Genomic DNA, 25130 nt, shown 5'->3' with positions numbered 1-25130 from the left:
AAATTTTATTTATTGAAGGAACGAAAATGGCTGATGGCAAAATCGTTCAGTGTATCGGCGCCGTGGTGGACGTTGAATTCCCCCGCAATGCGATGCCTAAGATTTACGATGCCTTGAAGATGGCAGGCTCTGAGCTGACGCTGGAAGTACAGCAACAGTTGGGTGACGGTATTGTCCGTACCATTGCACTCGGTACATCCGACGGTTTGCGTCGCGGCATGATCATTCAAAACACCGGCAATCCAATCACAGTACCAGTTGGTACGGCTACTCTTGGCCGCATCATGGACGTGTTGGGTAACCCAATCGACGAATGCGGTCCTGTGAGCCACGAGCGCACAGCATCGATTCACCGCAAAGCGCCTGCGTACGACGAATTGTCGCCATCGCAAGATTTGCTGGAAACAGGCATCAAGGTTATTGACTTGGTTTGCCCGTTCGCAAAAGGCGGTAAAGTCGGTCTGTTCGGTGGTGCTGGCGTCGGTAAGACAGTCAACATGATGGAACTGATTAACAACATCGCTAAAGCACACAGCGGCTTGTCCGTGTTTGCTGGTGTTGGTGAACGTACTCGTGAAGGTAATGACTTCTACCACGAGATGGCTGACGCTAAAGTTGTTGATCTGGAAAATCCAGCCAACTCCAAAGTAGCGATGGTCTACGGTCAAATGAATGAACCACCGGGTAACCGTCTGCGCGTTGCGTTGACCGGTTTGACGATGGCTGAAGCATTCCGTGACGAAGGTAAAGACGTGTTGTTCTTCGTCGATAACATCTATCGTTTCACACTGGCTGGTACTGAAGTATCTGCGTTGCTGGGTCGTATGCCTTCGGCTGTGGGTTATCAACCTACGCTGGCTGAAGAAATGGGTCGTCTGCAAGAACGTATTACATCGACAAAAACTGGTTCGATTACATCGATCCAAGCCGTCTATGTTCCAGCGGATGATTTGACCGATCCATCGCCAGCAACCACGTTTGCCCATTTGGATTCCACCGTTGTTCTGTCGCGTGACATCGCATCGCTTGGTATCTACCCAGCGGTTGATCCACTCGATTCGACATCACGTCAATTGGATCCACTCGTCGTTGGTCAAGATCACTACGACACAGCTCGCGCTGTTCAAGGTACCTTGCAACGCTACAAAGAATTGCGCGACATTATCGCGATTCTGGGTATGGACGAGTTGGCACCAGAAGACAAATTGCTGGTCGCACGTGCACGTAAGATGCAACGTTTCCTGTCACAACCGTTCCACGTTGCTGAAGTATTTACCGGCGCACCAGGTAAATACGTTTCGCTCAAAGATACGATTAATGGTTTCAAAATGATCGCATCCGGCGAACTCGATCACCTGCCAGAACAAGCGTTCTACATGGTTGGCACAATCGAAGAAGCAATCGAAAAAGCGAAAAAACTCAACTAATCATTGAGTAGCTTGCGCGGCGCAGGATTCAACCTGACACCGCGCAAGCAAAACGAAAGTTATTCGCTTTAGTATCGGTCTTTGGACGAAGAAATAAGGTTCTAACATGGCACACACAATGCGCGTAGAAGTAGTCTCCGCTGAAGAAGAAATCTTCTCCGGCGAAGCTGAGTTTGTCGCGCTGCCGGGCGAATCAGGCGAACTCGGCATCTTGCCGGGCCACACGCCACTGATCACACGCATCCGACCAGGTGCGGTTCGCATCAAGATTGCTGGCCAGGCTGAAGACGAATTCGTCTTTGTCGCAGGCGGTATTCTGGAAGTGCAACCGGATGGCGTGACGGTTCTGGCCGACACGGCAATCCGTGGTGGTGATCTGGACGAAGCCAAGGCAGCAGAAGCAAAACAATTGGCCGAAGAAGCACTGGTCAATAAAGAATCGAAAATCGACTACGCACAAGCACAGGCTGAATTGGCCTCCGCGATTGCACAGTTGGCGGCGATTCAACGGTTGCGCCAAAAACGCTAATCGTGAATTCCCGCATACAATGAAGGGCAGCTTAGGCTGCCCTTCTTGTTTTTGGAAAAAGGAATCATGAATCAAAATCCGCAAACCATCGTCAAGTTACTGGCCGAATCACGCGTCATCGCCGTGGTCGGTTTATCCCCAAAGACTGATCGTCCAAGCCACGGCGTCGCTGCTTACCTGCAGCGCCACGGTTACCGCGTCATTCCAGTCAATCCTGCGTGTGCAGGTACTCACATTCTCGGTGAGCATTGTTACGCCACGTTGACTTTGGCTGCCGCTGCATTGGCTGAACAGCAAACGCGCATCGACCTGGTCGACATCTTCCGCAAATCCGAACTGGTCGAACCTATTGTTGACGAAGCCATTGCGATTCGTGCGCGTGGTGTATGGCTGCAAATCGGCGTTATCAATGAAGCCGCAACCAATAAGGCGCGCGCCGCCGGTCTGGATGTCGTGGCCGATCGTTGTACAAAAATCGACCATGCCATTTGGCATGCAGAACTAAGCGAGCGGAAATAACTATGCCCAGCGTCCAACAACAATTCCGTGCAACAAAAAAGCAAAAGGTAGTGGATGCGGACGCCGGCGATAAGTCGCTTTCCAGTGGCGACAAGGCCCAAGATAAATTGCAAGTCGATGCGCTCGCGCAGCGAATCGCCGAGTTGCAGGACGTTTTGTATGCGCAGCGCAAGCACAAGATCCTGATCGTCTTGCAAGGTATGGATACCTCCGGCAAGGACGGCACAGTGCGCGGCGTGTTCGGCAAGATCGATCCCTTGGGCGTGCGCAGCGTTGCCTTTAAGGGCCCGACTGCCGTTGAGAAAGATCATGACTATTTGTGGCGCGTTCATCAACAAGTGCCGGGTGCTGGCGAGTTCACCATCTTCAATCGCAGTCATTACGAAGATGTGTTGATCACGCGTGTGCACGACTGGATAGACGAGAAAGAATGCGCGCGACGTTACGAGCACATACGCAATTTCGAAAAGATGCTGGCAGAAACTGGCACGATCGTTCTGAAATTCTTTTTGCATATCTCCGCCGCTGAGCAAAAGAAGCGTCTGGAAGAACGCATCGCCGATCCAGACAAACATTGGAAGTTTGATCCAGCCGATCTGGAAGAGCGTAAATTCTGGGATGCCTATCAAGATCTTTATGCAAAAGCCATCAACGAAACCGATGCTGACCATGCGCCTTGGTACGTGATCCCAGCAGATTCAAAAACGCATCGCAATCTAGCGATCGCATCCATCGTGCTGGAAACGCTGGAGAAGTTGAAGCCTGTATATCCTGCAGGTAATCCGGCCTATGCCAAGCTCAAGGTTGTTTGACGAAAAAGCCACAAAAGGCGAATTTATTCGCCTAGTTTTGCTGGACCTGACACTTTCGATTGACCCTATAAACGAGAATTACTATCATCATAAACCCGAGAATCCTCGGGTTTTGCCAGCCATGTATCTCTGCTTCGACCAATGTCCCTGCGAGCTAGCCAGCGCAAACATCGACCCCTAAGCATCCGGAGAATCCAGAAATGGCTCGCACATCACGCCGTCCTACCATCGTCATCCATCGTTTGAAATGTTCTGCAGCCGTTGCGCTCGCCGTCATGGCCATGCCTATCTACGCGCAACAAACTGATGCCGTATCAAGCGAAGGCGTAACGCTGGAAACGATTCAAGTCAGCGGCGATCTTCTCGGCACAGGTTTGGAAAACAGCGTGAAGCGCTACGCAGGTGCGCGCACGGTGGTGAAAAAAGAAGCGATTGAGAGTACAGGCGCGAGCAGCATCGGCGACGTGATGCGCCGCATTCCTGGCGTTCAATCGACAGATAATTCCGGCACAGCTGGCAGCGCAATTTCCTTGAATATCGGTGTTCGCGGTTTGACCGGACGTTATTCACCACGTTCGACGGTTTTGCTGGATGGTATTCCTATGGCCGTTGCGCCATACGGCCAGCCACAACTTTCTTTCGCACCAGTTAGTTTGAATAATATCGAATCAATCGATGTGGTTCGTGGCGGTGGCGCGGTGCGTTATGGCCCCCAAAATGTCGGTGGCATCATTAATTTCAAGACGCGTTCGATACCAACGACACCTGGCCTGACCGGCGATGCGAACGTGCGTTACAACGAATTTGGTGAGGGCGGTTCGAATACGCAATACGGCATGTTCTTGGGTAGCCAACTCGATAATGGCCTGGGACTGGCAGTGCTGTACTCTGGAACGAGTGGGTCGAGTTGGCGTGCTAACAGCGATGAAAAGCTCAACGACTTTGCGTTGAAGATGCGTTACGAATTGACGCCGACTTCTGAGCTATACGGAAAAATCTCATACTACGACGTTACGTCGCGTACTCCTGGCGGTTTGACTGCTGCTCAATACAATGCAGATCCATTCCAGAATACTCGTCCAACTGATTATTGGAGTGGGGATCGTAAAGGAATAGACGTTGGGTATCTCAACAATATTTCGCCTAATCAGGAATTCGAAATTCGCACTTATTACAATGAAAGTTCGCGTGGAAGTGTGTTGATCAACTCTGCGAGAACTCAATTAGCAAATCAACCGCGTAATTATCAGGTGCTCGGTATCGAGCCCCGTTACACAGTACGTTTAAATGCTGGTGGAAGTGTTACTAATGATTTGACGGTTGGTTATCGTTATGTACGTGAACGCGGCGATGATAATGTCTTTAATCAATCAGTAGCAACTGGTGCAATCACCGGACGCACGACTACAGATAACTCCACCGATGCACATGCCGTATATATCGACGACAAAATCGCATTCGGCGCATGGCGTATTACTCCGGGTGTACGATTTGAGCATATCAACTCAGTGCGTCATGAACGGACTACTGGAAATACGTTTGAAGTAACGAACAATAAGCCTTTGCCGTCATTGAACGTTGCTTATCTATTGACCCAAGATGTGACCCTGTTTGCAAACTACGGTACATCGTTTGGCGTCGTTCAAAATACACAGTTGAACGCGCAATCTGCTGGAAATCCACTGCAACCGGAACTCGCAAAAACCATTGAGGCCGGAGCTCGCTGGAAGAACAATCAGGTCACTGCAGAAGTGGCTGTATTCAATATGCGCTTTGACAATCAGATCCAATCGGTCGCAGGGGTAACGCCGACCGTGTTCCGTAACCTTGGCAAGACGAAGCACGATGGTATAGAAACAGCACTGGATTACACCTTTGACAAATCGGGCGCGTTTGCCGGGCTCAATGTATTTGCCAACTACACCTACACGCGCGCTTTACAGGAAGCCGGCGATTACATCGGTAATGATGTGCCGTTCTACTCACGCAATACAGATACCATAGGTGCTCGATATGATGTGGGCCCTTGGGGATTCAATTTGTCGAGCACGCATCAAAGCGGACAGTATTCGAATGATGCAAATACCGGCGCTGAGCAAACAATCGATGGTGTAGTTCAAGGTCGGGTACCTGGATTCCGCCTCTGGAATGCTCAAGTTAGCTGGAAGGTTCCTAACTCAAAAGGTTTTGACATTCTTGCCGGCTTAAACAATTTGACCGATAAACGCTATTACACCCGTAACGTCGATGGCAACTCCGGTCGTATGGTCGGCGCGCCACGTACCGTCTACGTCCAAGGTCGTTTGGCATTCTGATGTAATCTGGCGTTTGCCATTGTTCTTCTAACAAAGGCCGGTCAATCTGATCGGCCTTGTCATTTATATGATCGATTCTGTCGTGCACACAACTCCAACTCCTCGCCGTATCAACCTTAGACGCATATGGCTCAAGATACATAGATGGGTTGCGCTGAGTGTTGGCTGGATACTGGCGGCGGTTGGTCTGATGGGTGCGATTTTGATCGTTGCCCAGCCGCTTGATAAATGGATGCATCCGGAATTCTTCAAGGCGGATACGGCAAGTATTTCACCGATGGCGTCTTTGCCTGCGGTATCGCTGCAGACAATACGTGAGCAATTGACAGAAACATTCGACAACAAGGTGACGTTTAACATGCGTCCACCGCGCGATGCTGGCGATACGTTCTGGGTATTGGTGCGCGGTGAGCCGTGGAGTGGCACCGTGTATCTCAATCCGGTGACGGGAAAAGAGCAGGGGCGTCGCGGTGAATATGATGGCTTCGTCAACGTCACATTCAAACTGCATAGTGCCTTGCTGTTGCAAGATACTGGCAAGGCAATTCTGGCTTGGATCTCTTTGGCTTATTTGATCTTGCTGATCAGCGGAATAGTCTTGTGGTGGCCCAAGCGTTGGCCGCCGTCCTTGAAAATAGAATTGCGCAAAGGCGTGTTGCGCGGCCTGTTCGATATGCATCGCATAGGCGGCGCAGTACTCGGCTTGTTGATCGCGGTGTCGGTTGCGACAGGCGCGTATATGGCGTGGCGTCCGCTGGGGCAGTTCGTTACAACACTGAGCGGAAGCAAGGCGATCAAGCCGCCGACGATTTCCAAAGATGGTGTTGCGAAAGGTCCGGCGATTTCCTTGGACGAATTAGCGGCGCATGCGCAGGCACAATTTCCCGATGACCAGATTGGCTATATATTTTTACCGGTGAAAAAAGATCAGGCGGTGCGCGTCCGAATGAAGCTTGCCGATGACCCGCATCCTAATGGTTTGACATCGATCTACCTGCATCCAAAAACCGGCGAGGTACTTGCAGTCAATCGCTGGAATGAACTTGATCCCGGTGCGCGTGCATTTTCGATTGTGTATCCCTTGCACACCGGCGAGTTGGGTGGCGTGATACTTGAGGCCGTGACTTTCATCAGCGGCCTTGCGTTAGGCATGCTCGGCATCACTGGGATTTGGTTGTGGTGGCGTCGCCGTACTTGAGTCCGCGTATTTCAGTTTAGCTATCGTCTTGTTTGTTCGCGTTTTGCATCAACTCATTGTTCAACATCGCGACTACGTCCGTCATTGAATACGGCTTGGACAGTAAGCGTACGCCTGGCAAGTTAATGCGGCGTTCCGAATAGCCGGTTGCCAGCACGATGCGCGTATCAGGAAAACGCTCGCGAATAATATTCGCCAGATCGATGCCGCTGATACCGCCGGGCATGACGATGTCTGAAAACACCAGATTGAAAGTGTGTCCCATCTCCAGCAACTGCAGCGCATCCTTGCCATTTTGTGCAACTTGTAGATCGAATCCTGCTGCGCTCAAAGCCAAGGTTACGGTTTCGCGCACCAGTGGATCATCTTCAACGAATAGTACTTTGCCGCTGGCATGTTGAGGTTGAAGGGTGTTGGCTTCCAGCGGTGCTAGCGTTATTTCCTGATTTGCTCGCGGCAGAAAGAACACGATGCTGGTGCCAACGCCGGTCTTGCTGTTCAGCGTCAGTGTGCCACCGCTTTGTTTGGCAAAGCCGTACGCTTGCGGCAGTCCCATGCCCGAACCTTCGCCTACATTCTTGGTGGTGAAGAAAGGATCCAGCGCGCGAGCGGAGACTTCTTCAGTCATGCCTGCACCAGTATCCGTCAAGCTAACGCGCACATAATCACCAGCGGTCAATTCAGTGCCGGCAGAGATAATTTCATTGCGCGCTTCCAGCGTAATCAATCCGCCATCCGGCATTGCGTCTCGCGCGTTCATCGTTAGATTAAGTAGCGCAAGTTCGAACTGCAGTGGATCAACGGTGATGCGCCACAGATCATCATTCGTGTTGAGTTTGAATTCAATATTGCTAGGCAATGCGCCGGTCAGCAGCGGCACTGCCATGTGCAAATGCTTGCTGACGTCCAGTGTTTCCAGTCGTGCATCTTGCACACGACCGAAGGCCATCAACTGCCGCGTTAATTCAACGCCACGCGTAACGGCGCGCATGCAAGCTTGCAGCAAGGATTTTTCTCTATCGGTTTGTGCTGACATCAAACATACTTGCAAGCCGCTGGTGAGTGTCTGCAACACATTGTTAAAGTCGTGGGCGATTCCACCAGTGAGTCGTCCGAGTGCTTCCAGTTTTTGTCCTTGCAGCAATGCACGCTGTGAGCGTTCCGCGACTGAGACGGCTTCTGCCACACGTCGCTCAAGATTTTCTCTACTGGCTTTCAATTCATTGCTGGCTTGTACCATTGCGTTACTGACCGCATCAAATTCTGCAATGCCAGAACGTTCGGGAGAAAGTAATTCGTCTTTACCAAGTGCCTTGGCGGAACGCAGTAATTGTTCTACCGATTTTGCTGTGTTGCGACCGACGGCCAATGCTGCAAGCACAGCAATGCTAAGCAAGATGAACGATAGAAAAGCAATGAAGGCAACTGCCCGCGTCGCGGTTTGCTGCAATTCTTTATGAGGTACGCTGACGACAAAGCGCAACTCAGAATTGGGTGCGCGGCTGAAGAATGCATAGACTGGCTCACCACTCAGTGCGACGCCATCGTTAAATCCCTCGCTATTGTCGTGCATCTTTTGGCCGATACCCCCGCTGGTTTTCTTGCCAACAAAATTTGTAGCATCCTTGCTGCGAGCGATTACCGTTGTATTACGGTCAACGATGGTACCTATCCAGCTTTCAGGTAGCTTCTGTTCGTTAAAGACACTTTGCAATTGCTCCACAAAAATACTCATCTCTAGATAATAAATAAGCCTGCCCTCGCGCTTAACGGGTATCTGAATCGAGATGCTGGATTGCTTGCCGATCGGTGCGAAATACATATTGGAAACCACCGTCGCGTCCGGCCCGTACTCCGCGCGCAATTCAGCAATGCCTGCGGGTGAAGGTTGCGGCGTTGTCCCTTTTGGTAGCTGTGTGTTTATCAGAACGTTGCCGTCGAGGTCGCGCAGCGCAACGGAAGTTTCAATCGTGGGCGCGATTCGTTTTGCCTGCGTGTAAAAATTATCTAGATCGCCTACATCTAGCGCTGATGAGGTCGCCAGCGTTTGCAGTATGGCCTCACGTTTAGCCATCTCTTTGTCCACCACCAATGCCAAGGCGTGCGCCACTTCCCGCATGCTTTGGCGATGCGTTTGCTGCGATTCGGAATAGATGTAAACCATCCCGATGCCGGCGGTCATGAATGCGGGAATCAGAACGGCAAGAACCAGAATTAACAGGCGTGAACGGATGGGCATTTGCAGAGAAATTTATGATATTGAAGGTACGAAATTGAATAATTTGTACCAACAGCAACTGATGCAAAGATACTATGAAATATAAAGTTTTCGTAGAAGAAATCCTCTCCTAAAGAAACAAATTACCTAGACATACGTTTAAATCTTTCTCTTCCTGATCCAACGCCCGTCATCAAATAAGGGATGCTTTCTGGCCGTGTGCAGGCTCTTCGTGAAGACAAGCGTGTTGTATTTAAATAACGGCTTTGTTTCTATAATCGCATCTTTCTTTACATTGTAAAGAAGAATCATTATCATTCAGTTCCGTCGACATCCGTCGATTGCCAGCCATCTGATTCATACATTACGAGTTCGTAGTGGTCGCAGACAAGCCAGCCGACCTACTACAACACAACTCGGAGAACTCAGAATGGCTCAAATCAAAAGCCGTAAGCACCCTATTGCCCGTCGTTTAAATTGTTCCGCGGCAGTCGCAATGGCATTCATGGCTATACCCGGAGTAGTTTTTGCGCAGCAGGCAGATACCACCTTGCCCGAAGTAAAAGTCACAGGCCAAACAGAAACCTACAAGGCTGAAAAGCCCTCATCCCCCAAGTTCACCCAGCCTTTGGTGGATACGCCTCAAACAATCACCGTCATTAAAAAAGAACTTCTTCAAGACCAAGGCGCCACTACGCTGACGGAGGCATTGCGCAATACACCGGGTATCACGATGACCATGGGGGAAAATGGAAACACGACAACCGGTGACTCCATCTTCATGCGTGGATTTGATACCCAAGGCAGTATTTTTGTTGACGGCATTCGTGACCTCGGGACAATCACTCGCGATGTGTTTAACTTTGAACAGATTGAAATCGTGAAGGGGCCGTCGGGTTCTGATAATGGTCGTGGGGCTCCATCTGGCTACATTAATTTGGAAAGCAAAAAGGCGAAGGCTGGCGACGCCTCTAGCGCAATCGTGGGTGTGCGCAGCTCAGGAGCGATTCGCGCAACTGCAGATGTGAATAAACAGTTTTCAGAGGACGCTGCATTCCGACTTAATTTTCTGTCTGACACTGGGGCCGTAGAAGATCGTGACTGGGTGAAAAATAAGTCACTTGGGATTGCTCCATCGGTGACGTTCGGTCTCAACACGCCGACTCGCGTCACCTTGAACTTCCTGCATATAGAGCAGCGTAATCGTCCGGACGGTGGGATTCCAGCCATTGGTATTCCCGGTTACCAGCCAGTCAACGCTCAAGTTGCTGCAAACAATGTCGCCGTCAATCGAAGTAACTACTACGGCTCAGCAAATGATTTCAATGACGTTGATGCAAACATGTTTACCGCTTTCATAGAACATGATTTGGCCCCCAATGTAACTCTGCGCAATACGACCCGTTACGGTGTGACCGAGCAAAATTACAACCTCACGGGGATTAATGCGCTCACTACAACTGGGGCTCCAAGTACCTGGACTGTAAGTCGCTCCCGTCAAGGTAAAGATCAGCAAAATGAAATTCTGACGAATCAGACGAATGTCACTGCCGACTTGCAAACAGGAGCGATCAAACATTCCGTCAGCACAGGCGTCGAATTTATTCGAGAAAAACAGGTGAATAAAACCATGGCCGCGGCCGCGGGTACGCAAACAGTCGCGAACCTGTACAACCCGAATGTCGGCGATGCGTTTTTGCCGCTAATCTACAGCGGAGCATCTACCGATGGCACTACTACGACGGCAGCCGTGTATGCATTCGACACAATCAAGCTCAATGAGCAATTTCTGATTAATGGCGGTATCCGGTATGAACACTACAAAACGGAATACACAAGTATTGCAACTACAGGTGTGGGAACTCGCTTCGATAAAAGTGACGACCTAGTCACCTGGAAGCTTGGTGCTGTTTATAAACCGGCAGAAAACGGCAGCGTGTATGTCGCATATGCTAGTTCGCAAAAACCGCCTGGTAGCGATAATTTCTCGCTCGCTACGGGAAACAACGTGAACAATCCCAATATCGAGCCGCAAAAAGCGACCAATATTGAAATCGGATCGAAATGGGATGTATTAGATAATCGGCTCGCTTTGACCGGCGCTATTTTCCAGACAGAAAATAAGAACGCGGCCGTGCAAACGGACCCAATAACTAACCAGCCAACCGCATTTGGTAACCAGCGCGTCAAAGGTGTTGAATTGGGAATGGTTGGACAAGTGACTCCTGCCTGGCAAATTAGTACAGGCCTTGCTCGTATGGATACCGAAACAGTAGTTGGAACAGCGAACCAAACGGGCGCTAATTTGAATTGGTCACCTAAACTGACTTTTACCGGATGGACTACATACAAACTGCCATTGGGTTGGACCATAGGCGGCGGCATGCGATACGTGGATTCACAAGTTCGCTCGGCAAACGCTGTTCAAGCAGCGACCAACGTTGCTCAACTTCCGTCCTACACGGTGTATGACGCAATGGCATCCTACGAGATCAACAAAAACTTGTCGCTACAACTCAATATTTACAACTTGGCCGACAAATTTTATGTGCAGTCACTGAATAGTGGCGGTGGCCGTTTTGTGCTGGGCCAGCCGCGCTCTGCATTCCTTGCGGCGAACCTCAAGTTCTAAACAATTTGTAATAAAAAAGCGGCACTAATGCTGTGTGAGCCTCTCTTTGCCGAGAGGCTCTTTTTATGGAGGGCCAAATCATGATGCTACATATTCCAGAAATACTAACGAAGGATGAGGTGGCGGATATTCGTCAACAATTGCAGTCTGCAGAATGGGCGGATGGCCGCGAGACGGTTGGTGAGCAAGGAGCTAAAGTTAAACGTAATCAGCAACTGCCCGAGCTTTCTTCTGCAGGACGGATAATGGGAAACCGGATATTAAGATTGCTGGTAAAACATCCCTTATTTTTGTCAGCAGCCATTCCATATCGATATGTTCCTCCGCTTTTTAATCGTTACGAGGGTGGAGAACATTATGGTTTCCATGTCGATGGTTCTATACGCACGATTCCCGGGACGAGCTTGAGTTTGCGCACGGACTTGTCTTGCACTCTATTTCTTACGGAACCGGATGAATACGATGGGGGAGAACTGATCGTTTCAGATACCTATGGCGAACATGAGGTCAAGTTGCCAGCGGGTGATTTGATTCTTTATCCATCCAGCAGTTTGCACAAAGTCGAACCAGTCACGCGTGGTGCGCGCATCTGCTCATTTTTTTGGGTGCAAAGCATGGTCGCTGACGACAGTAAGCGAACTATGTTGTATGAGCTTGATCAAAATATTCAGACGCTGCGATTGCAGATCGGAGATACACCAGAACTGGTAGGGCTGACTGGGCACTATCACAATCTGTTGCGGCAATGGGCGCAACTCTGATCGAACGCCACGTGCAGTAGTTAATACACGTCGCGACGATAGCGTCCTTGTTCTATCAATTGTTCGACGATATTCTTGCCAAGAGTATCGGTTAGCGCGGTTTCCACACCTTCCGCCATGCCTTCCAGGCTGCCGCATACATACACGGCCGCACCTGCTGCAATCCATGCGCGTATAACTTCGGATTGTTCGCGCAGCTTGTCTTGCACATACACTCGCTCAGCTTGATCGCGCGAGAACACGATATCAGCGCGCTCCAATATTCCCTTACTTTGCCACGCTTCGATTTCATCATGATAGTAAAAATCGTGAGCCATATTGCGTTCGCCGAAAATCAACCAGTTGCGCGATACACCTATTGCCTCGCGTGCTTTTAAATGACTGCGCAAACCGGCCAGGCCGGTGCCATTTCCTATCAAGATCAGCGGCCTATGTATATTTTCACCGAGGCGGAAATTGCTATGAGCGCGCAAGCGCATCATGATCGTCTCGCCGACCGCAGCTTGCTCAGTCAACCAACCGGATGCAATACCCAAGCTGCCGTCTTCGCGTCGCTCTTGCCGAACCAGCAAATGCACACGACCATCGGATGGAACTGATGCGATCGAATATTCGCGCGGACGTTGCGCGTCGTCTGGCGCAAGGACTTGCACCAGATCGCCAGCTTCCCATGTAGTTGATGCTGCTTCATTGCGTGCTTCGAGCTCCAGATGAAAAGTCGCTGCTCCTGCGCTGCCTGGATTCAGATGGTGACGTGCGGCCAGTCGCCACGCTTGATACGACGGCGCTTGCCAGTCGGGTGCGTCGCTGGTGCCGGCGATATGACTTAGTTGATGTTGCCATGTTTGCAAGGCACTAGTCGCCGCTTTGTCGACGAAGGTGCTGTTGAACAATGCTTGCGCACCAGAGGCTTTGAGCCATTCGGTAAGGCTACGACCAAAGCCGCAAAAATTGACGTACTCGCTATCGCCTAACATCAATACGCCAAAGTGCAGATTCGGCAAATCAAGTTTCGCGTTCATCAGTTTGCTGACAAAGAGTGAGGCGTTATCCGGCGGATCACCTTCGCCATATGTGCTGACGATGAAGAGCGCGCGTTCAGTTTGCGATAAATCGTCAGCGCTGATTTCCGACAAGCTGGCGACGCGAGTCGGAATGCCAGCCGTGTGTAACAGACGTGCCGTATTCCACGCGAGTTCTTCGGCAAAACCGGTTTGACTTGCATAGCCGATCAGCCACGCTTGCGCGCCATCGGCAGCGGGAATTAGTGCCGCCGCATTGCGTACCGCTTGCTGGCGTTTGCGTAATTGTGCGTAATAAATTCCTGCACACATCAAGGCATAGACAGCGACCAGTGCGATTGCAACGATGCTGCGGGTTTGGTCGCTCCAGTTCATTGCAACAAGGCCGTCAGTGATGTGCTCAGATGTTCGTCAAAACCATCTTCGTGGCGATTGATGAACAGTGCGACAAGATCATGTTGGTTCGCATATTTCAAACCTTGTGCAGCACCCATCACACCGAGTGCAGTAGACCACGCATCGGCTGCCATGCAATCTGGATGCAACACCGTCACCGAAGCGAGGCCATGACGTATCGGTTCACCACTGCGTGGATCGATAGTGTGCGAGAAGCGTGTTGCACCATCTTCAAAATAACGACGGTAATCGCCAGAGGTGGCGATTGATAAATTGTAGAGAGCGACGATGGTTTCTACACTCGAAGCAGCAGCGTCAGAAGTTGATGATGTCGGCAATGGATTTTCGAGTGCGACCCACCACGGTTGTCCATCCGGCTTGACGCCCGCGCCGCGCAGTTCGCCACCCACTTCCACTAAGAAGCTATCGAAGCCTCGCTGTAATAGCGCACGCGCAACTTGATCGACGCCGTAGCCTTTGGCAATCGCAGATAGATCGATATAGGCGTTGCCGGGTTGCAGTACACGACGTGTGATGTGGTCGATTTGTATGCGTTGCCAGCCGCATTGCGCACGTGCGAAATCCAATGCTGCGCGCGTTGGTGCAACGAAGCCGGCTTCGTTATAGCGGCGTGTCGGACCGAAGCCCCAAGCATTTACCAATGCGCCGGCAGTTGGATCGTAAGCGCCGTCGCTTGCTTGCGCGACATTCAAGGCGTACGACAACACAGTAAAAAATTCATCCGGCAAAAGATGCCATGTGCCGGCAGCCGCTTTATTGAAACGACTCAGATCAGAGTCTGGTTCCCACGTACTCATTTGTGCAACGACGATATCGAGTTGCGCTTGAATCAAATCCTGCAAAGGCGATAAACGGCGTGCAGCATCCGCTACCAGTTTGACTGACCAAGTGGTGCCCATGGTTTCGCCCTGCAAGCTGTGCACGACGCTACCCAATGTCGGTGGCAAGGGTGGAGTCGTTATCAGCGGAACCAGTGTGCGTCGCATGTGCGTATCAAGAATAAAACTTGAAATTCAAACTCGAAATCAAAATGAAAAACGCCCGTTGCCGCGAACGGTCAACGGGCGACTAGCTGGGTTGAACTTAAGGTTGCAGTACTTCCAAGGTTGCCGTGTAGCTGGCGCGGCGGATTGGTTTTGCGAGTGTGCCGACTGGTTGCGGTTCGCGAGCAGCCGCGTTTGCATCGCCGGCAGCCGGAGGTGCCATGCGAGCGCCACCGTTACTTGCGCTCATCCAGTACATGCCGGCAGTTGGCCATTTGACGTTGAACTTGCCATCCTTGTCGGTCTTCACTTTGATCTCGCCGAGTTGATCGCGGTAACGAATACCACCCGGAATCAGTGTGACTTCGATGTCAGCAGCAGGCTTGCCATCGAGCAGAAAACGGAAGCTGCTATTGTCGCCAGCGAATAGATCGTTAGGATGCGTGATCGGTACCAGTTCCAGTCCGGAGCCGGTTGGCTTCAGCACGGTGTCGCTTGGTTTGCCGGAGCTAACGAAGACTTCCATACGGCTTTGCATGCGGCTGACATTGACGTCTTTTGCATCCGCTGGAATTTCTTTGCCAAAGTTTTCCGCCGTGCCGCGCCAGCGTTTGTTTTCAGTGCCGACTTTGTAGCTGGCGCTCAATGCATCATTCACCATCATCAATTTGTAAGTGCCTTTTTGCGATAGCTTGACGTCAAAGGTGCTGCGATATTTGCCTGTGCTTTTGTTTTCAGCATCAACAGTTTTGCCGTCCGGTGCGATCACCGCCAAATTATCCAGTCGCAAAGGATTATGTTCAAAATAAAACAGATCGTTGGACACTGCGGCATCAACCGTCACCCACGGTTCATTGCCGGACAATACAGTGGCAGAGGGTAGCATCCACGAACGGTGCGCATGCGCAGCCATAGGCAAAGCAACGGAGAGAGAAATAGCCAACGCAGCAACGCGCGACATGGAAATCTTTTTCATGTTCATTCAGTGTCCTTGGGATTTATGGTTTTAATTCGAGAGTGACGGCGCCGAGTTCATGCTCGCCTTTTGCTTGCGCGGTTTGTGCCGATTTTGGCGGCCACTGGAAAGGTACGCGGATCAACTCGCGACCACCGACTTCACGTGCCGCTTCCACTACTAATGAATATTCACCAGCCGGCAATTTATCGAGACCGGATTTAGCCGCGTTAAAACTCAATTGCTGTTCGCCCGGTGCGCGCGTTGCACCGCTTAAACCATCGACAGGCATTTGCAAATCACGGCCGCTTTTACGCCACCATTGGCGCATATCCTTCAGCCATTTAGTGCCTTCGTTGTTCTTCATCTTCAGGTCGTACCAGACCGCAAGATTGCGCACGAAAGTTTGATCCGCGCCCTCGATCCAGAACGCAACGTAAGGTTTGTGATATTCAGCTACCGTCAAGCGAGGGATTTCGACTTTTACATTCAAGTCTGCTGCAAAGGTCGGTGCAGTCAACGCCGCGCCGAGCATGAAGGAATAACGAATCTGCATAGGGAAGACCTTTAATAAATCAGTAGAACCAGTAGATAAATAAATCAGTGAATAAATAAAATCGCCAGCAAGAATGGAATCAAGGCGCCAAGGCCGACTATCGGCCAGGTACTCGGCCGATTCGTTGCGTGCATCTTCAAGATGAATAAACCGGTGATCGAAAAAATCAAACACGCCGCCGCAAAAATATCGATGAACCAGCTCCATGCTTCACCGGTATTGCGGCCTTTATGCAAATCGTTCAGATAAGAAATCCAGCCGCGATTGGTAGATTCCGACTCGACTGCGCCGCTCGCTCTGTCGATGCGGACCCAGGCATCGCCGCCAGGGCGCGGTAGCGCGACATAAGCTTCTTCGGGCGACCAGTCCACATCGCGCCCGCTCACATCCAGCGACATCTTGTCCTTCATCCAGCGCGCCAGTTCCGGCGAGAGTTGCGCCTTGTTCTTGGTGGCTTCTGCAGTATTCAGCTCAGCCAATTGCGCCTGCAAGTCAGCCGGCAACTGCGCTTCTTGCGTGGAAATTTGCGGCTTGGCTTCGATCTGCGAAGAATGATTGAGCGTGATGCCCGTCACGCTGAACAGCAACATGCCGAGCAGACACAGGGCAGAACTGATCCAGTGCCATTGATGCAGCGTCTTCAACCAGTAAGCACGTTGAGGGCTTTTTGCACGTGCATTCATTACGGGTTTGTTCTCATGTTGTTGGGCGAGGCGGAAATTCTACAAATAACAATAATTCTCATTTAGATTCTCGTCGATTCATTAATCGATTGCAAGGATTTTCGTGTAAAGAAGTTTAAAGATGGCGTGGGATTGTGCTGAATCACAGGCAGTTTTCCTAGTTGGATATGGTCAAGGGAATAAAAAATAAAAGAAAAATCTGTTCGCTATATGGGCGGTCAGTTGATTTTTCAAGATCTTGAAAAAGCATTTTGAGATGACTATATTTGTCCTGCGGATGCTCGATCTTGAGGTCCGCATCAACCTTATCGCTTACTTTTTAAAAGGATATTTATCATGCGTACTTACGACTTTTCCCCCCTCTACCGTTCCGCTATCGGCTTCGATCGCCTGGCCCATCTATTCGACGACGCACAACGCGCCGAATCGCAACCAAGCTATCCGCCATACAACATTGAACTGGTGAGTGAAGACCAATACCGCATCACGATGGCCGTCGCCGGTTTTGACCGCTCAGAGATCGAGATAGAAACCGAACGCGACACGCTAAAAATCACAGGCCGCAAATTACGTGAAGAAGGACAACGTAACTTCCTGCACCGCGGCATCGCCTCGCGCAACTTTGAACACAGCTTTCAGTTAGCCGATCATGTACGTGTGGTGGGTGCCAAGCTGGATAACGGTTTGTTGAATATCGAACTGCAGAGAGAAATTCCGGAAGCGTTGAAGCCACGGAAGATTGTGATTGATGCCGTGAATGATAATGTGCAGGCGCTGGAGCAGAAGGCTGCTTAATTATTAACCAGACAGCGCGAATTAGAGCTTCTTTTTCGCGCTGTTTTGTATCTCCCCATACTAGATTCGAACAAAATCTCTTCGACGCTTGCCCAAGTCTGCAGAAATATAATTGGCCAGTTTGGCTTTTTCGTCATCGCTCTGATGCAAGCCAAGTTTTGAGCGACGCCACAAAATATCGTCGGCACAGCGTGCCCATTCGTGCCGCATCAAATAATCCACTTCCGCAGTAAAGAATCCCGGCGCGATTTGTTCGCCCATGTCGGCGAGAGTGTTGCGATTGGCCAGCAATAATTTGCTGCGAGTTCCATACGCGCGTGCGTAGCGGGCGATCAAGGTGAGTGGCAACCATGCGTATTGTCGTTGCAACTGGTCGACGTATTCGTCAAACGCGAGGACGGCACGATTGTTGGGCGCAGCGCCAAACAAATCACCGCCCGGCAGACAGGCGTCGGCGGTCCATGCTCCGTGTTGATTGGCGAATGTTGGTGCGATGAGATCGACGGCTTCTTCTGCCAATTTGCGGAAGGTGGTGATCTTGCCGCCAAATATCGTGAGCAAAGGTGCGGCGTCGGTGTCGAAGGCGAGTTTGTAATCGCGCGTGACTTCGGATGCGCTTTCGTTGTCGTCGTCTTTTTCATCTTCCACCAGCGGACGCACGCCGGAGTACGACCAAATAACATCAGCCGGTGCGATCGGTTTGACGAAATAGCGATTGCTGAGTGCACACAGGTAATCGATTTCGTCCGCGGCTATTGCGACATTGTCGGTGTCGCCGTGATAGTCGATGTCGGTGGTGCCGATCAGCGTGTACTCGTGTTCGTACGGAATCGCGAAGACGATGCGGCCGTCTGGATGCTGGAAGATGTAGGCGTAGGGATGATCGAATAATTTCTTGACGACGATGTGGCTGCCTTTGATCAGGCGCAGCTTTTTGCCGGCGCGGCCGTGCACCGTATCGTGTAAAAAGCTGGCGGCCCATGGGCCGGCGGCGTTGATCAGTATTTTTGCGCGTACGGCGGTGGTTTGCTCTGTGTTGCTAGTGTCGTCGGCGACTGGACTTGTTCGCAAAGTGGCGTTCCAATAGGCGGCTTCGCGTTGGACCGCGACGCATGTGGTGCGCGTCAAAATGCTTGCGCCTTTTTCTGCGGCAGCAATCGCGTTCAACACGACCAGACGTGCATCATCGACCCAGCCGTCCGAGTAGGCGAAGCCTTTGATGAAATTGGTTTTCAGCGGTGCGCCAGCGGCATGTACGCGCAGATCAATACCTTCCGAGCCGGGCAGCAGTTCGCGTTTGGCGAGATGGTCGTACAAGAACATGCCTGCACGTATCATCCACGCCGGTCGTTGGCCTTGATCGTGCGGCATGACAAAACGCAGGGGATGGATGATGTGTGGCGCGGAGCGCATCAGCACTTCGCGTTCTATCAGCGCTTTACGTACCAGGCTGAATTCATATTGCTCAAGGTAGCGCAGGCCACCGTGGATTAACTTGGTGGAAGCGGAAGAAGTATGCGATGCGAGATCATCCTTTTCGCATAAAACGACAGACAAGCCGCGACCTGCCGCATCACGCGCGATGCCCGCACCATTGATGCCGCCACCGACAATGAGGATGTCGCAATCGTTTAGTTGACGCATCTATGAGAGTCCTAAATTAGCGGAACCATGACGACCAAGAATTAAATAATGCCACAAGGAAATGTTTCACTGAGAAGAAACAAATAGACAACTCAATAGCTCTTTAATGTGCAAAATTTTGTTAAGTTGCGTCTGCGGTTGCCGTGCTTATACTCTTACATGGTATATAGATTGGCGTATAGCAATTAAAAATTTTCTTTTAGTTTTTTTCAAATTTTTTGTTGTTGCCGTTAATTGATAATACTCAAAATAGTGTTGAGAAAAGTTTATTGATACATAGCGTATATGGATGTTTATTGGATAAACAGCATGGGCGGCAGCAAAAAAATGAAGGGCATTGAGGCAATTGGATAATTCTGAGGACAAGGCGAATATCGTCGCCGGATCTGTCAAGGCCGACCATTCTATCGATGGCTTGCGGGAAGATGTTCTGCACCACGATCCATTGCTGGACTGCTTGGTTGAATTGACGCGAATACACGGTCGCCCTAGTACTCACGCCGCTCTTTCGGCTGGGTTGCCTTTGATGCAAGGCGGGCTCACGCCATCTCTATTTTCACGCGCTGCTGCGCGCGCGGGATTTTCCAGCAAGGTAGTGCGCCGTCCTCTGGATAAAATCGATCCTGCTTTGCTGCCGGTGGTCTTGCTGCTGGTTGGTAATGAAGCATGCTTACTGCTGAACTGGGATGGGGATAATCAGACTGCGCGTTTGTTGTTTCCCGATTCTGGTCAAGGCGCGGTTTCGCTATCGCGTGAAGAATTAGCTGGGCGTTATGCTGGTGTGGCGATTTTTTCTCGTCCGCATTTCCGCTTCGACCAACGTACCCCGACTTTTGCAGCGCTGCCACAGCGCCACTGGTTCTGGGGTGCGCTGATGGATCAGAAATCAATCTTCAAGGATGTGTTGGCGGCGGCGCTGCTGATCAACTTGTTTGCGTTGGGCATGCCGCTGTTTACGATGAACGTGTATGACCGCGTGGTGCCGAACTTTGCGCAAGAAACCTTGTGGGTTTTTGCTGCCGGTTTGACGCTGGTGCTGATTCTTGATTATGCGATTCGCCTGATGCGCGGTCACTTCGTCGATCTTGCGAGTGCACGTATCGATCTCAAATTGTCTTCGCTGATTATGGAACGCGTGCTCGGTATGCGTTTGTCGCATAAGCCAGCTTCGGTCGGTGCGTTCGCGTCCAATCTGCGTTCGTTTGAAACAGTGCGTGACTTCTTCGCGTCCGCCACCGTGACGGCGCTGATCGATTTGCCGTTTGCGTTACTGTTTTTGTTTGTATTGGCGTGGATCTCGTGGCCGCTGGTATTTCTGCCATTGATTGGCATCGTGCTGGTCATTATTTATAGCTATATCGTTCAGCACAAAATGCATGATCTGTCGGAAACGACTTTCCGCGCATCCGCTTTGCGCAATGCGACGCTGGTGGAAAGCTTGACCGCGCTGGAAACCATCAAGGCCCACGGTGCCGAAAGCCAGATGCAAGAGAAGTGGGAAAAAGCCACGGCTTTCCTCGCGCGCGTTAGCGGTGAGTTGCGTTTGTTGTCCTCGTCTAGTACTAACGGTGTTGCAACCTTGCAGCAATTCGTCAACATCATGGTGGTGATTGCGGGTGTGTATTTGATCCACGAAAAAATGCTGACGATGGGTGGCTTGATTGCTGCCACGATGTTGAGCGGTCGTGCGATGGGCCCGCTGGGCCAAGTCGTCGGTCTGTTGCTGCAATTTCAAAACGCAAAAACGGCCTTGGCTGCTTTGGAAAAAGTCATGGAAACACCGAGCGAGCGCTCGGACCAAGGTGCGTTTATTCACCGTCCTGAAATTCGCGGCGAGATCGAATTCCGTAACGTGCATTTTTCTTATCCCGGTCGCAAAGAAGAAGTCTTGCGCGGCCTTAGCTTCCGCATCGCACCGGGCGAGCGTGTGGTTGTCATCGGTCGCATCGGTTCCGGCAAATCTACCTTGCAAAAGTTGTTATTGGGTTTGTATGCGCCGACTGAAGGCGCTGTGCTGCTGGATGGCGTCGATCTGCGTCAGCTTGATCCTGCCGATCTACGACGCAATGTGGGTTATGTAGAGCAGGATTCGATTTTGTTTTATGGCTCGTTGCGCGACAACATCGCGATACGTGCGCCGTATGCCGACGATCTGGCGATTGTGGCTGCGGCAGAATTGGCGGGCTTGACGAGTTTTATCAACAACCATCCGGAAGGTTTTGATATGCCGATCAGCGAACGCGGCGAATCCTTGTCCGGCGGTCAGCGGCAAGGGATTGCGATTGCGCGTGCGGTGTTGATGGATCCGCCGGTGCTGTTGCTGGATGAGCCAACCAGCGCAATGGATTACACGTCTGAAACGCAACTTAAGGAACGCATACGCGTGTTCACGCAACACAAGACCATGATCATCGTTACACATCGTTCCAGCCTGATGGATTTGGCAGATCGCATTATCGTGATGGACGATGGCCGCATCGTGGCTGATGGTCCGCGCGATACGATTATTGCAGCGCTGCAGTCCGGCCGGATTGCGAGGTCATCATGATAAAAAAGATGCTGCCTGCTTTGATCAATCGCGGCAAAAATGGCGCGAGCCGTGTGCATGTGTGGCTGGAATGGATACGTGTTCGGGTAGAGCCCAAGACGGTCAACTGGTTGAGTCGCTGGAAAGACGATCCTCAGCAGGACGACAAAGATTTCGTGCGCGACGCGGATCACTTCATTATTCAGCAAGAGCCTTTGCGCGCACGCGCCTTGATGCGTGCTTTGCTGGTGGTGGTTTTGCTATTCATATTGTGGGCCGCGGTGGCCCGTGTCGATGAAATTACGAAGGGCGACGGCAAGGTTATTCCATCGCGCCAACTACAGGTTTTACAAAGTCTGGATGGCGGTATCGTTGAAAAAATCAATGTCCGCGAAGGTCAATTGGTAGAAGCTGGGCAAGTGCTGTTGCAAGTCGACCCAACCCGTTTTGAATCGTCTGTGCGTGAAAGCCGTTCGCAGTATTTATCCCTGTCAGCCAAGGCGGCACGCTTGCAAGCAATTGGTACCGGTCAGCCATATGTTCCGTCGGAAGAAGTGGTGACGGAAGATCCGCAAACGGCGGCAGAAGAACGCCGTTTGTATGAAGCTGCGACGTCTGAATTGCAGGCGCAGATTTCGATCGCACAGCAACAAATGATTCAGCGTCAGCAAGAATTGTCAGAGGCCAGAGTGAAGCAGGCACAGGCAGCGCAGGCGTACGAATCCAGTGCCAAAGAACTGCAGGTCACCAAGCCATTATTGGCATCAGGTGCGGTTTCAGAAGTTGAGTTGCTGCGCCTTGAGCGTGATGTGGCGCGCTTCCGTGCCGAGCGCGATGTTGCTGGTTCGCAGATTGCGCGTGCACAATCTGCCATTTCCGAAGCATCACGCAAAATTCAGGAAGTAGAACTTGCCGCGCGTAATGTGGCCAGCAAGGAATATTCAGAGACGATGGCTAAGCTAAATTCTTTGACCCAAAGCAGCACGGGTTTAGCTGACAAGGTAAAGCAATCGGCGATCCGTTCACCGGTCAAAGGTACGGTTAAGCGTTTGATGGTGAATACAGTCGGCGGCGTGGTGCAACCGGGCCGCGACGTGGTGGAGGTCGTCCCGTTCGAAGACAAGCTGGTGCTGGAAGCGCGTGTAATGCCTAAAGACATTGCGTTCCTGAAGCCGGGGCAGGAGGCTGTGGTCAAATTTACGGCTTACGATTTCTCTATTTATGGCGGTATGGAAGCAACGTTGGAACATATAGGCGCAGATTCGATCACGGACGATAAAGGCAATACGTATTACATGGTGAGGGTGATCACAAACAAATCAACGTTGGGCAATAATTTACCGATCATTCCCGGCATGGTGGCCGAAGTTGACATTATCACGGGCAAGAAAAGCATCTTGTCTTACCTCATGAAACCGGTTCTGCGTGCCAAACAAGCCGCCATGACCGAGCGCTAAACAATGAGATTTATTTGATAGTTTCTCATCATCTTTTTTTGTCGGATACCGGCAAGGTTTTACCTCACTGGCAGCAGGCTTTTGCAGACCTCAAGGCATTGCGGTTTGCTGATCCTGTGATGGTATTGCCAGCGCCGGATATCGTCTGGTTACGTTTGGGCGCAGAGCGACCTTTTCGCGAACAGTTACTGGCAGCGCGCGAGCAGGTTGGGCAACATCCGTATGTGGTCATGAGCGATTTGCCGAATGACGATGAAGCGCTGGCGGTGTTTGCGCTGGGCGCGCGCGGATATTGCAATAGCCATGCTTCGGCGGCGGTTTTGCAGCAGATTGCTAGCGTGGTTTTGCAAGGCGGTTTGTGGATAGGCGCATCCTTGATGCAGCGTATGGTCGGGATGAGCGCGCAAGCAGTTTCACCTGCGCCGACAACGCCGGCAAAAGACCTCGCCGCTTTGCTCACCCATCGCGAGTTGGAAGTTGCGCAAATCGTCGTCAGTGGTGCCAGCAACAAAGAGATCGCGGCCAAACTCGGCATTGCCGAACGTACGGTCAAATCCCACGTAGGCGCGATTTTCGAAAAGCTGGGCGTGCGTGATCGCCTACAGCTTGCATTATTGATACGCAATCAGAGCGCTGTTTAACAGTCTTTAACATTTCCGCGTCACAATTGTTGCTCTCTAGTACCTAGGTACTATTTACCTAGTGAAGCATCCCCTCTACAGTCAATAACATCTCAATCTATATGTTGGATGTTCATCATGGCTGACTCAGCACGCGTTATCGGTAAAGTCGTAGCACTTCAAGGCGAAGTATTCATCCGCGGAGAAGACGGCACGCGAACCCTGCTCAAGCTGGGCGATCAAGTCCATGAAGGCGACGTCATCATCACGGGCGCCAACGCCAGCGTCGAGCTGGAATCCAACAACGGCGCTGTCTATAACATCCGGCAAGCCGAGGTCGTCACCTTGGACACCACCATATTTGATGTCGATGCCGAAGCACACAACGCAGCTTTACTGGCGCGTGTCAGTGAAAACACCAGCATCAACGACGCGATTGCGCTTGGCGGTAGCCTGGATGACTTGCTCGACGAAACCGAAGCCGGTTTAAGCGGCGGCTCGGCTGGCGGAGGACATACCTTTGTCCAACTGTCGCGCTTGTTCGAAAGCGTAACGCCGCTGACATTCGATTTCGGCGTCGCAGATCGCGGCGTTTTGCCGGAGTTTCCTGAACAAAGCGGGTCGGGGCTTGCGGCTAGCAATACTGCTAGCGGCGGCACGCCTGATACCACCGCACCAAGTGTAATCGTCGACATCATCGGCAGCAGCTTGAATGTCGCGAGTAACGTTTCCCAAGTCAGTTTTACTTTCAGCGAAATCCCGGTCGGCTTCACGATTGGCGATATTGCTGCCACTGGCGGCGTAGTCACTGGCCTGGTTGCAACGGCAGATCCGTTGGTCTTTACCGCAACTTTCACCGCAACACCTGGGTATACCGGCAACGGTAATGTAGCTGTGATAACGGGTAGTTACACAGATATAGCAGGCAATGCGGGTACGGCAGGCAGCGACAGTGTTGCGATCGACACGGCGCCGCCAGTACCGACGATTACGTTGGACGCGAGCATCACAGCAGATGACGTGATCAACTCGACAGAGGCAGGCCAAAGCATCGCGATCA

Annotated in this window: 20 protein-coding genes; 13 read left to right on the top strand and 7 right to left on the bottom strand. The window is 51.4% G+C overall.

Going from position 1 to position 25130, the window contains the following annotated elements; all coding sequences use genetic code 11:
- Positions 1–26 precede the first annotated feature (26 nt).
- The 6 genes from atpD (at position 27) to Q7T66_RS15535 (ending at position 6800) form a co-directional block, all read left to right on the top strand.
- The gene (gene atpD / locus Q7T66_RS15560; protein ID WP_304934018.1) at positions 27–1427 is read left to right on the top strand and encodes a F0F1 ATP synthase subunit beta; all 1401 of its coding nucleotides are present in this window, start codon (positions 27–29) and stop codon (positions 1425–1427) included.
- A gap of 106 nt (positions 1428–1533) precedes the next feature.
- On the top strand, positions 1534–1956 hold the full coding sequence (locus Q7T66_RS15555) for a F0F1 ATP synthase subunit epsilon (RefSeq protein WP_304934017.1): 423 nt from the start codon (positions 1534–1536) through the stop codon (positions 1954–1956).
- A gap of 66 nt (positions 1957–2022) precedes the next feature.
- Complete coding sequence (locus Q7T66_RS15550) at positions 2023–2475, top strand: CoA-binding protein (protein ID WP_304934016.1); 453 nt, start codon at positions 2023–2025, stop codon at positions 2473–2475.
- A 2-nt stretch (positions 2476–2477) separates the two neighbouring features.
- The gene (locus Q7T66_RS15545) at positions 2478–3287 is read left to right on the top strand and encodes a PPK2 family polyphosphate kinase (RefSeq protein ID WP_304934015.1); all 810 of its coding nucleotides are present in this window, start codon (positions 2478–2480) and stop codon (positions 3285–3287) included.
- A gap of 200 nt (positions 3288–3487) precedes the next feature.
- Positions 3488–5602 carry a TonB-dependent siderophore receptor gene (locus Q7T66_RS15540; protein ID WP_304934014.1) on the top strand — a complete coding sequence of 705 codons (2115 nt, stop codon included), beginning with the start codon at positions 3488–3490 and terminating at the stop codon, positions 5600–5602.
- Positions 5603–5684: 82 nt separating this feature from the next.
- Positions 5685–6800 (top strand): PepSY domain-containing protein, encoded by a 1116-nt coding sequence (locus Q7T66_RS15535; protein WP_304934013.1) that lies wholly within the window; start codon positions 5685–5687, stop codon positions 6798–6800.
- Positions 6801–6816: 16 nt separating this feature from the next.
- Here Q7T66_RS15535 and Q7T66_RS15530 read toward each other — a convergent pair whose 3' ends face one another.
- Positions 6817–9039: a response regulator gene (locus Q7T66_RS15530; RefSeq protein WP_304934012.1), complete on the bottom strand. Its 2223-nt coding sequence runs from the start codon at positions 9037–9039 to the stop codon at positions 6817–6819.
- Between the two features lie 409 nt (positions 9040–9448).
- On the opposite strand from Q7T66_RS15530, the gene Q7T66_RS15525 reads away from it, so the two are divergent.
- Both Q7T66_RS15525 and Q7T66_RS15520 read left to right on the top strand, forming a co-directional pair.
- Complete coding sequence (locus Q7T66_RS15525; RefSeq protein WP_304934011.1) at positions 9449–11650, top strand: catecholate siderophore receptor Fiu; 2202 nt, start codon at positions 9449–9451, stop codon at positions 11648–11650.
- Between the two features lie 80 nt (positions 11651–11730).
- Positions 11731–12411 (top strand): Fe2+-dependent dioxygenase, encoded by a 681-nt coding sequence (locus tag Q7T66_RS15520; protein WP_304934010.1) that lies wholly within the window; start codon positions 11731–11733, stop codon positions 12409–12411.
- Positions 12412–12431: 20 nt separating this feature from the next.
- On the opposite strand, the gene Q7T66_RS15515 is transcribed toward Q7T66_RS15520, so the two are convergent.
- The 5 genes from Q7T66_RS15515 to Q7T66_RS15495 form a co-directional block, all read right to left on the bottom strand.
- A complete protein-coding gene (locus Q7T66_RS15515) occupies positions 12432–13808 on the bottom strand; it encodes a sulfite reductase subunit alpha (protein ID WP_304934009.1) in 1377 nt (458 codons plus the stop codon).
- Positions 13805–14836 (bottom strand): FAD:protein FMN transferase, encoded by a 1032-nt coding sequence (locus Q7T66_RS15510; RefSeq protein WP_304934008.1) that lies wholly within the window; start codon positions 14834–14836, stop codon positions 13805–13807. Before Q7T66_RS15510 ends, Q7T66_RS15515 begins: the two co-directional genes overlap by 4 nt.
- Positions 14837–14933: 97 nt before the next feature.
- The gene (locus tag Q7T66_RS15505; protein WP_304934007.1) at positions 14934–15809 is read right to left on the bottom strand and encodes a DUF4198 domain-containing protein; all 876 of its coding nucleotides are present in this window, start codon (positions 15807–15809) and stop codon (positions 14934–14936) included.
- A gap of 22 nt (positions 15810–15831) precedes the next feature.
- Complete coding sequence (locus Q7T66_RS15500) at positions 15832–16344, bottom strand: DUF2271 domain-containing protein (RefSeq protein ID WP_304934006.1); 513 nt, start codon at positions 16342–16344, stop codon at positions 15832–15834.
- A gap of 44 nt (positions 16345–16388) precedes the next feature.
- A complete protein-coding gene (locus tag Q7T66_RS15495; RefSeq protein WP_304934005.1) occupies positions 16389–17027 on the bottom strand; it encodes a PepSY-associated TM helix domain-containing protein in 639 nt (212 codons plus the stop codon).
- Positions 17028–17363: 336 nt separating this feature from the next.
- Here Q7T66_RS15495 and Q7T66_RS15490 point away from each other — a divergent pair, with 336 nt between their 5' ends.
- Entirely contained in the window at positions 17364–17822 is a 459-nt protein-coding gene (locus tag Q7T66_RS15490; protein WP_304934004.1) for an Hsp20 family protein, read from the top strand.
- Positions 17823–17882: 60 nt separating this feature from the next.
- Here the strand turns inward: Q7T66_RS15490 and glpD are convergent, their stop codons facing one another.
- Positions 17883–19466: a glycerol-3-phosphate dehydrogenase gene (gene glpD, locus Q7T66_RS15485; protein WP_304934003.1), complete on the bottom strand. Its 1584-nt coding sequence runs from the start codon at positions 19464–19466 to the stop codon at positions 17883–17885.
- Between the two features lie 406 nt (positions 19467–19872).
- Here glpD and Q7T66_RS15480 point away from each other — a divergent pair, with 406 nt between their 5' ends.
- The 4 genes from Q7T66_RS15480 to Q7T66_RS15465 all read left to right on the top strand — a co-directional run.
- Positions 19873–22014, top strand: a complete 2142-nt coding sequence (locus Q7T66_RS15480; protein WP_304934058.1) for a type I secretion system permease/ATPase — start codon at positions 19873–19875, stop codon at positions 22012–22014.
- Positions 22011–23450, top strand: a complete 1440-nt coding sequence (locus tag Q7T66_RS15475) for an HlyD family type I secretion periplasmic adaptor subunit (RefSeq protein WP_304934002.1) — start codon at positions 22011–22013, stop codon at positions 23448–23450. The genes Q7T66_RS15480 and Q7T66_RS15475 overlap by 4 nt, the downstream gene beginning before the upstream one ends.
- A 14-nt stretch (positions 23451–23464) precedes the next feature.
- On the top strand, positions 23465–24091 hold the full coding sequence (locus Q7T66_RS15470; protein ID WP_304934001.1) for a response regulator transcription factor: 627 nt from the start codon (positions 23465–23467) through the stop codon (positions 24089–24091).
- A 117-nt stretch (positions 24092–24208) separates the two neighbouring features.
- On the top strand, positions 24209–25130 hold a 922-nt coding region (locus tag Q7T66_RS15465; RefSeq protein WP_304934000.1), incomplete at its 3' end, for a retention module-containing protein.

Source organism: Herminiimonas sp. (assembly GCF_030655415.1).
The sequence above is the reverse complement of the archived record's forward strand: the minus strand, read 5'-3'. Positions and strand labels throughout refer to the sequence as shown.

Bases quoted from the DNA above. Each gene is read 5' to 3' on its own strand.
- Q7T66_RS15550 (WP_304934016.1), top strand. From the start codon at position 2,023: ATGAATCAAAATCCGCAAACCATCGTCAAGTTACTGGCCGAATCACGC.
- Q7T66_RS15530 (WP_304934012.1), bottom strand. From the start codon at position 9,039: ATGCCCATCCGTTCACGCCTGTTAATTCTGGTTCTTGCCGTTCTGATT.
- Q7T66_RS15495 (WP_304934005.1), bottom strand. From the start codon at position 17,027: ATGAATGCACGTGCAAAAAGCCCTCAACGTGCTTACTGGTTGAAGACG.
- Q7T66_RS15555 (WP_304934017.1), top strand. From the start codon at position 1,534: ATGGCACACACAATGCGCGTAGAAGTAGTCTCCGCTGAAGAAGAAATC.
- Q7T66_RS15515 (WP_304934009.1), bottom strand. From the start codon at position 13,808: ATGAACTGGAGCGACCAAACCCGCAGCATCGTTGCAATCGCACTGGTC.
- glpD (WP_304934003.1), bottom strand. From the start codon at position 19,466: ATGCGTCAACTAAACGATTGCGACATCCTCATTGTCGGTGGCGGCATC.
- atpD (WP_304934018.1), top strand. From the start codon at position 27: ATGGCTGATGGCAAAATCGTTCAGTGTATCGGCGCCGTGGTGGACGTT.
- Q7T66_RS15545 (WP_304934015.1), top strand. From the start codon at position 2,478: ATGCCCAGCGTCCAACAACAATTCCGTGCAACAAAAAAGCAAAAGGTA.
- Q7T66_RS15525 (WP_304934011.1), top strand. From the start codon at position 9,449: ATGGCTCAAATCAAAAGCCGTAAGCACCCTATTGCCCGTCGTTTAAAT.
- Q7T66_RS15510 (WP_304934008.1), bottom strand. From the start codon at position 14,836: ATGCGACGCACACTGGTTCCGCTGATAACGACTCCACCCTTGCCACCG.
- Q7T66_RS15475 (WP_304934002.1), top strand. From the start codon at position 22,011: ATGATAAAAAAGATGCTGCCTGCTTTGATCAATCGCGGCAAAAATGGC.
- Q7T66_RS15500 (WP_304934006.1), bottom strand. From the start codon at position 16,344: ATGCAGATTCGTTATTCCTTCATGCTCGGCGCGGCGTTGACTGCACCG.
- Q7T66_RS15505 (WP_304934007.1), bottom strand. From the start codon at position 15,809: ATGAAAAAGATTTCCATGTCGCGCGTTGCTGCGTTGGCTATTTCTCTC.
- Q7T66_RS15520 (WP_304934010.1), top strand. From the start codon at position 11,731: ATGATGCTACATATTCCAGAAATACTAACGAAGGATGAGGTGGCGGAT.
- Q7T66_RS15490 (WP_304934004.1), top strand. From the start codon at position 17,364: ATGCGTACTTACGACTTTTCCCCCCTCTACCGTTCCGCTATCGGCTTC.
- Q7T66_RS15540 (WP_304934014.1), top strand. From the start codon at position 3,488: ATGGCTCGCACATCACGCCGTCCTACCATCGTCATCCATCGTTTGAAA.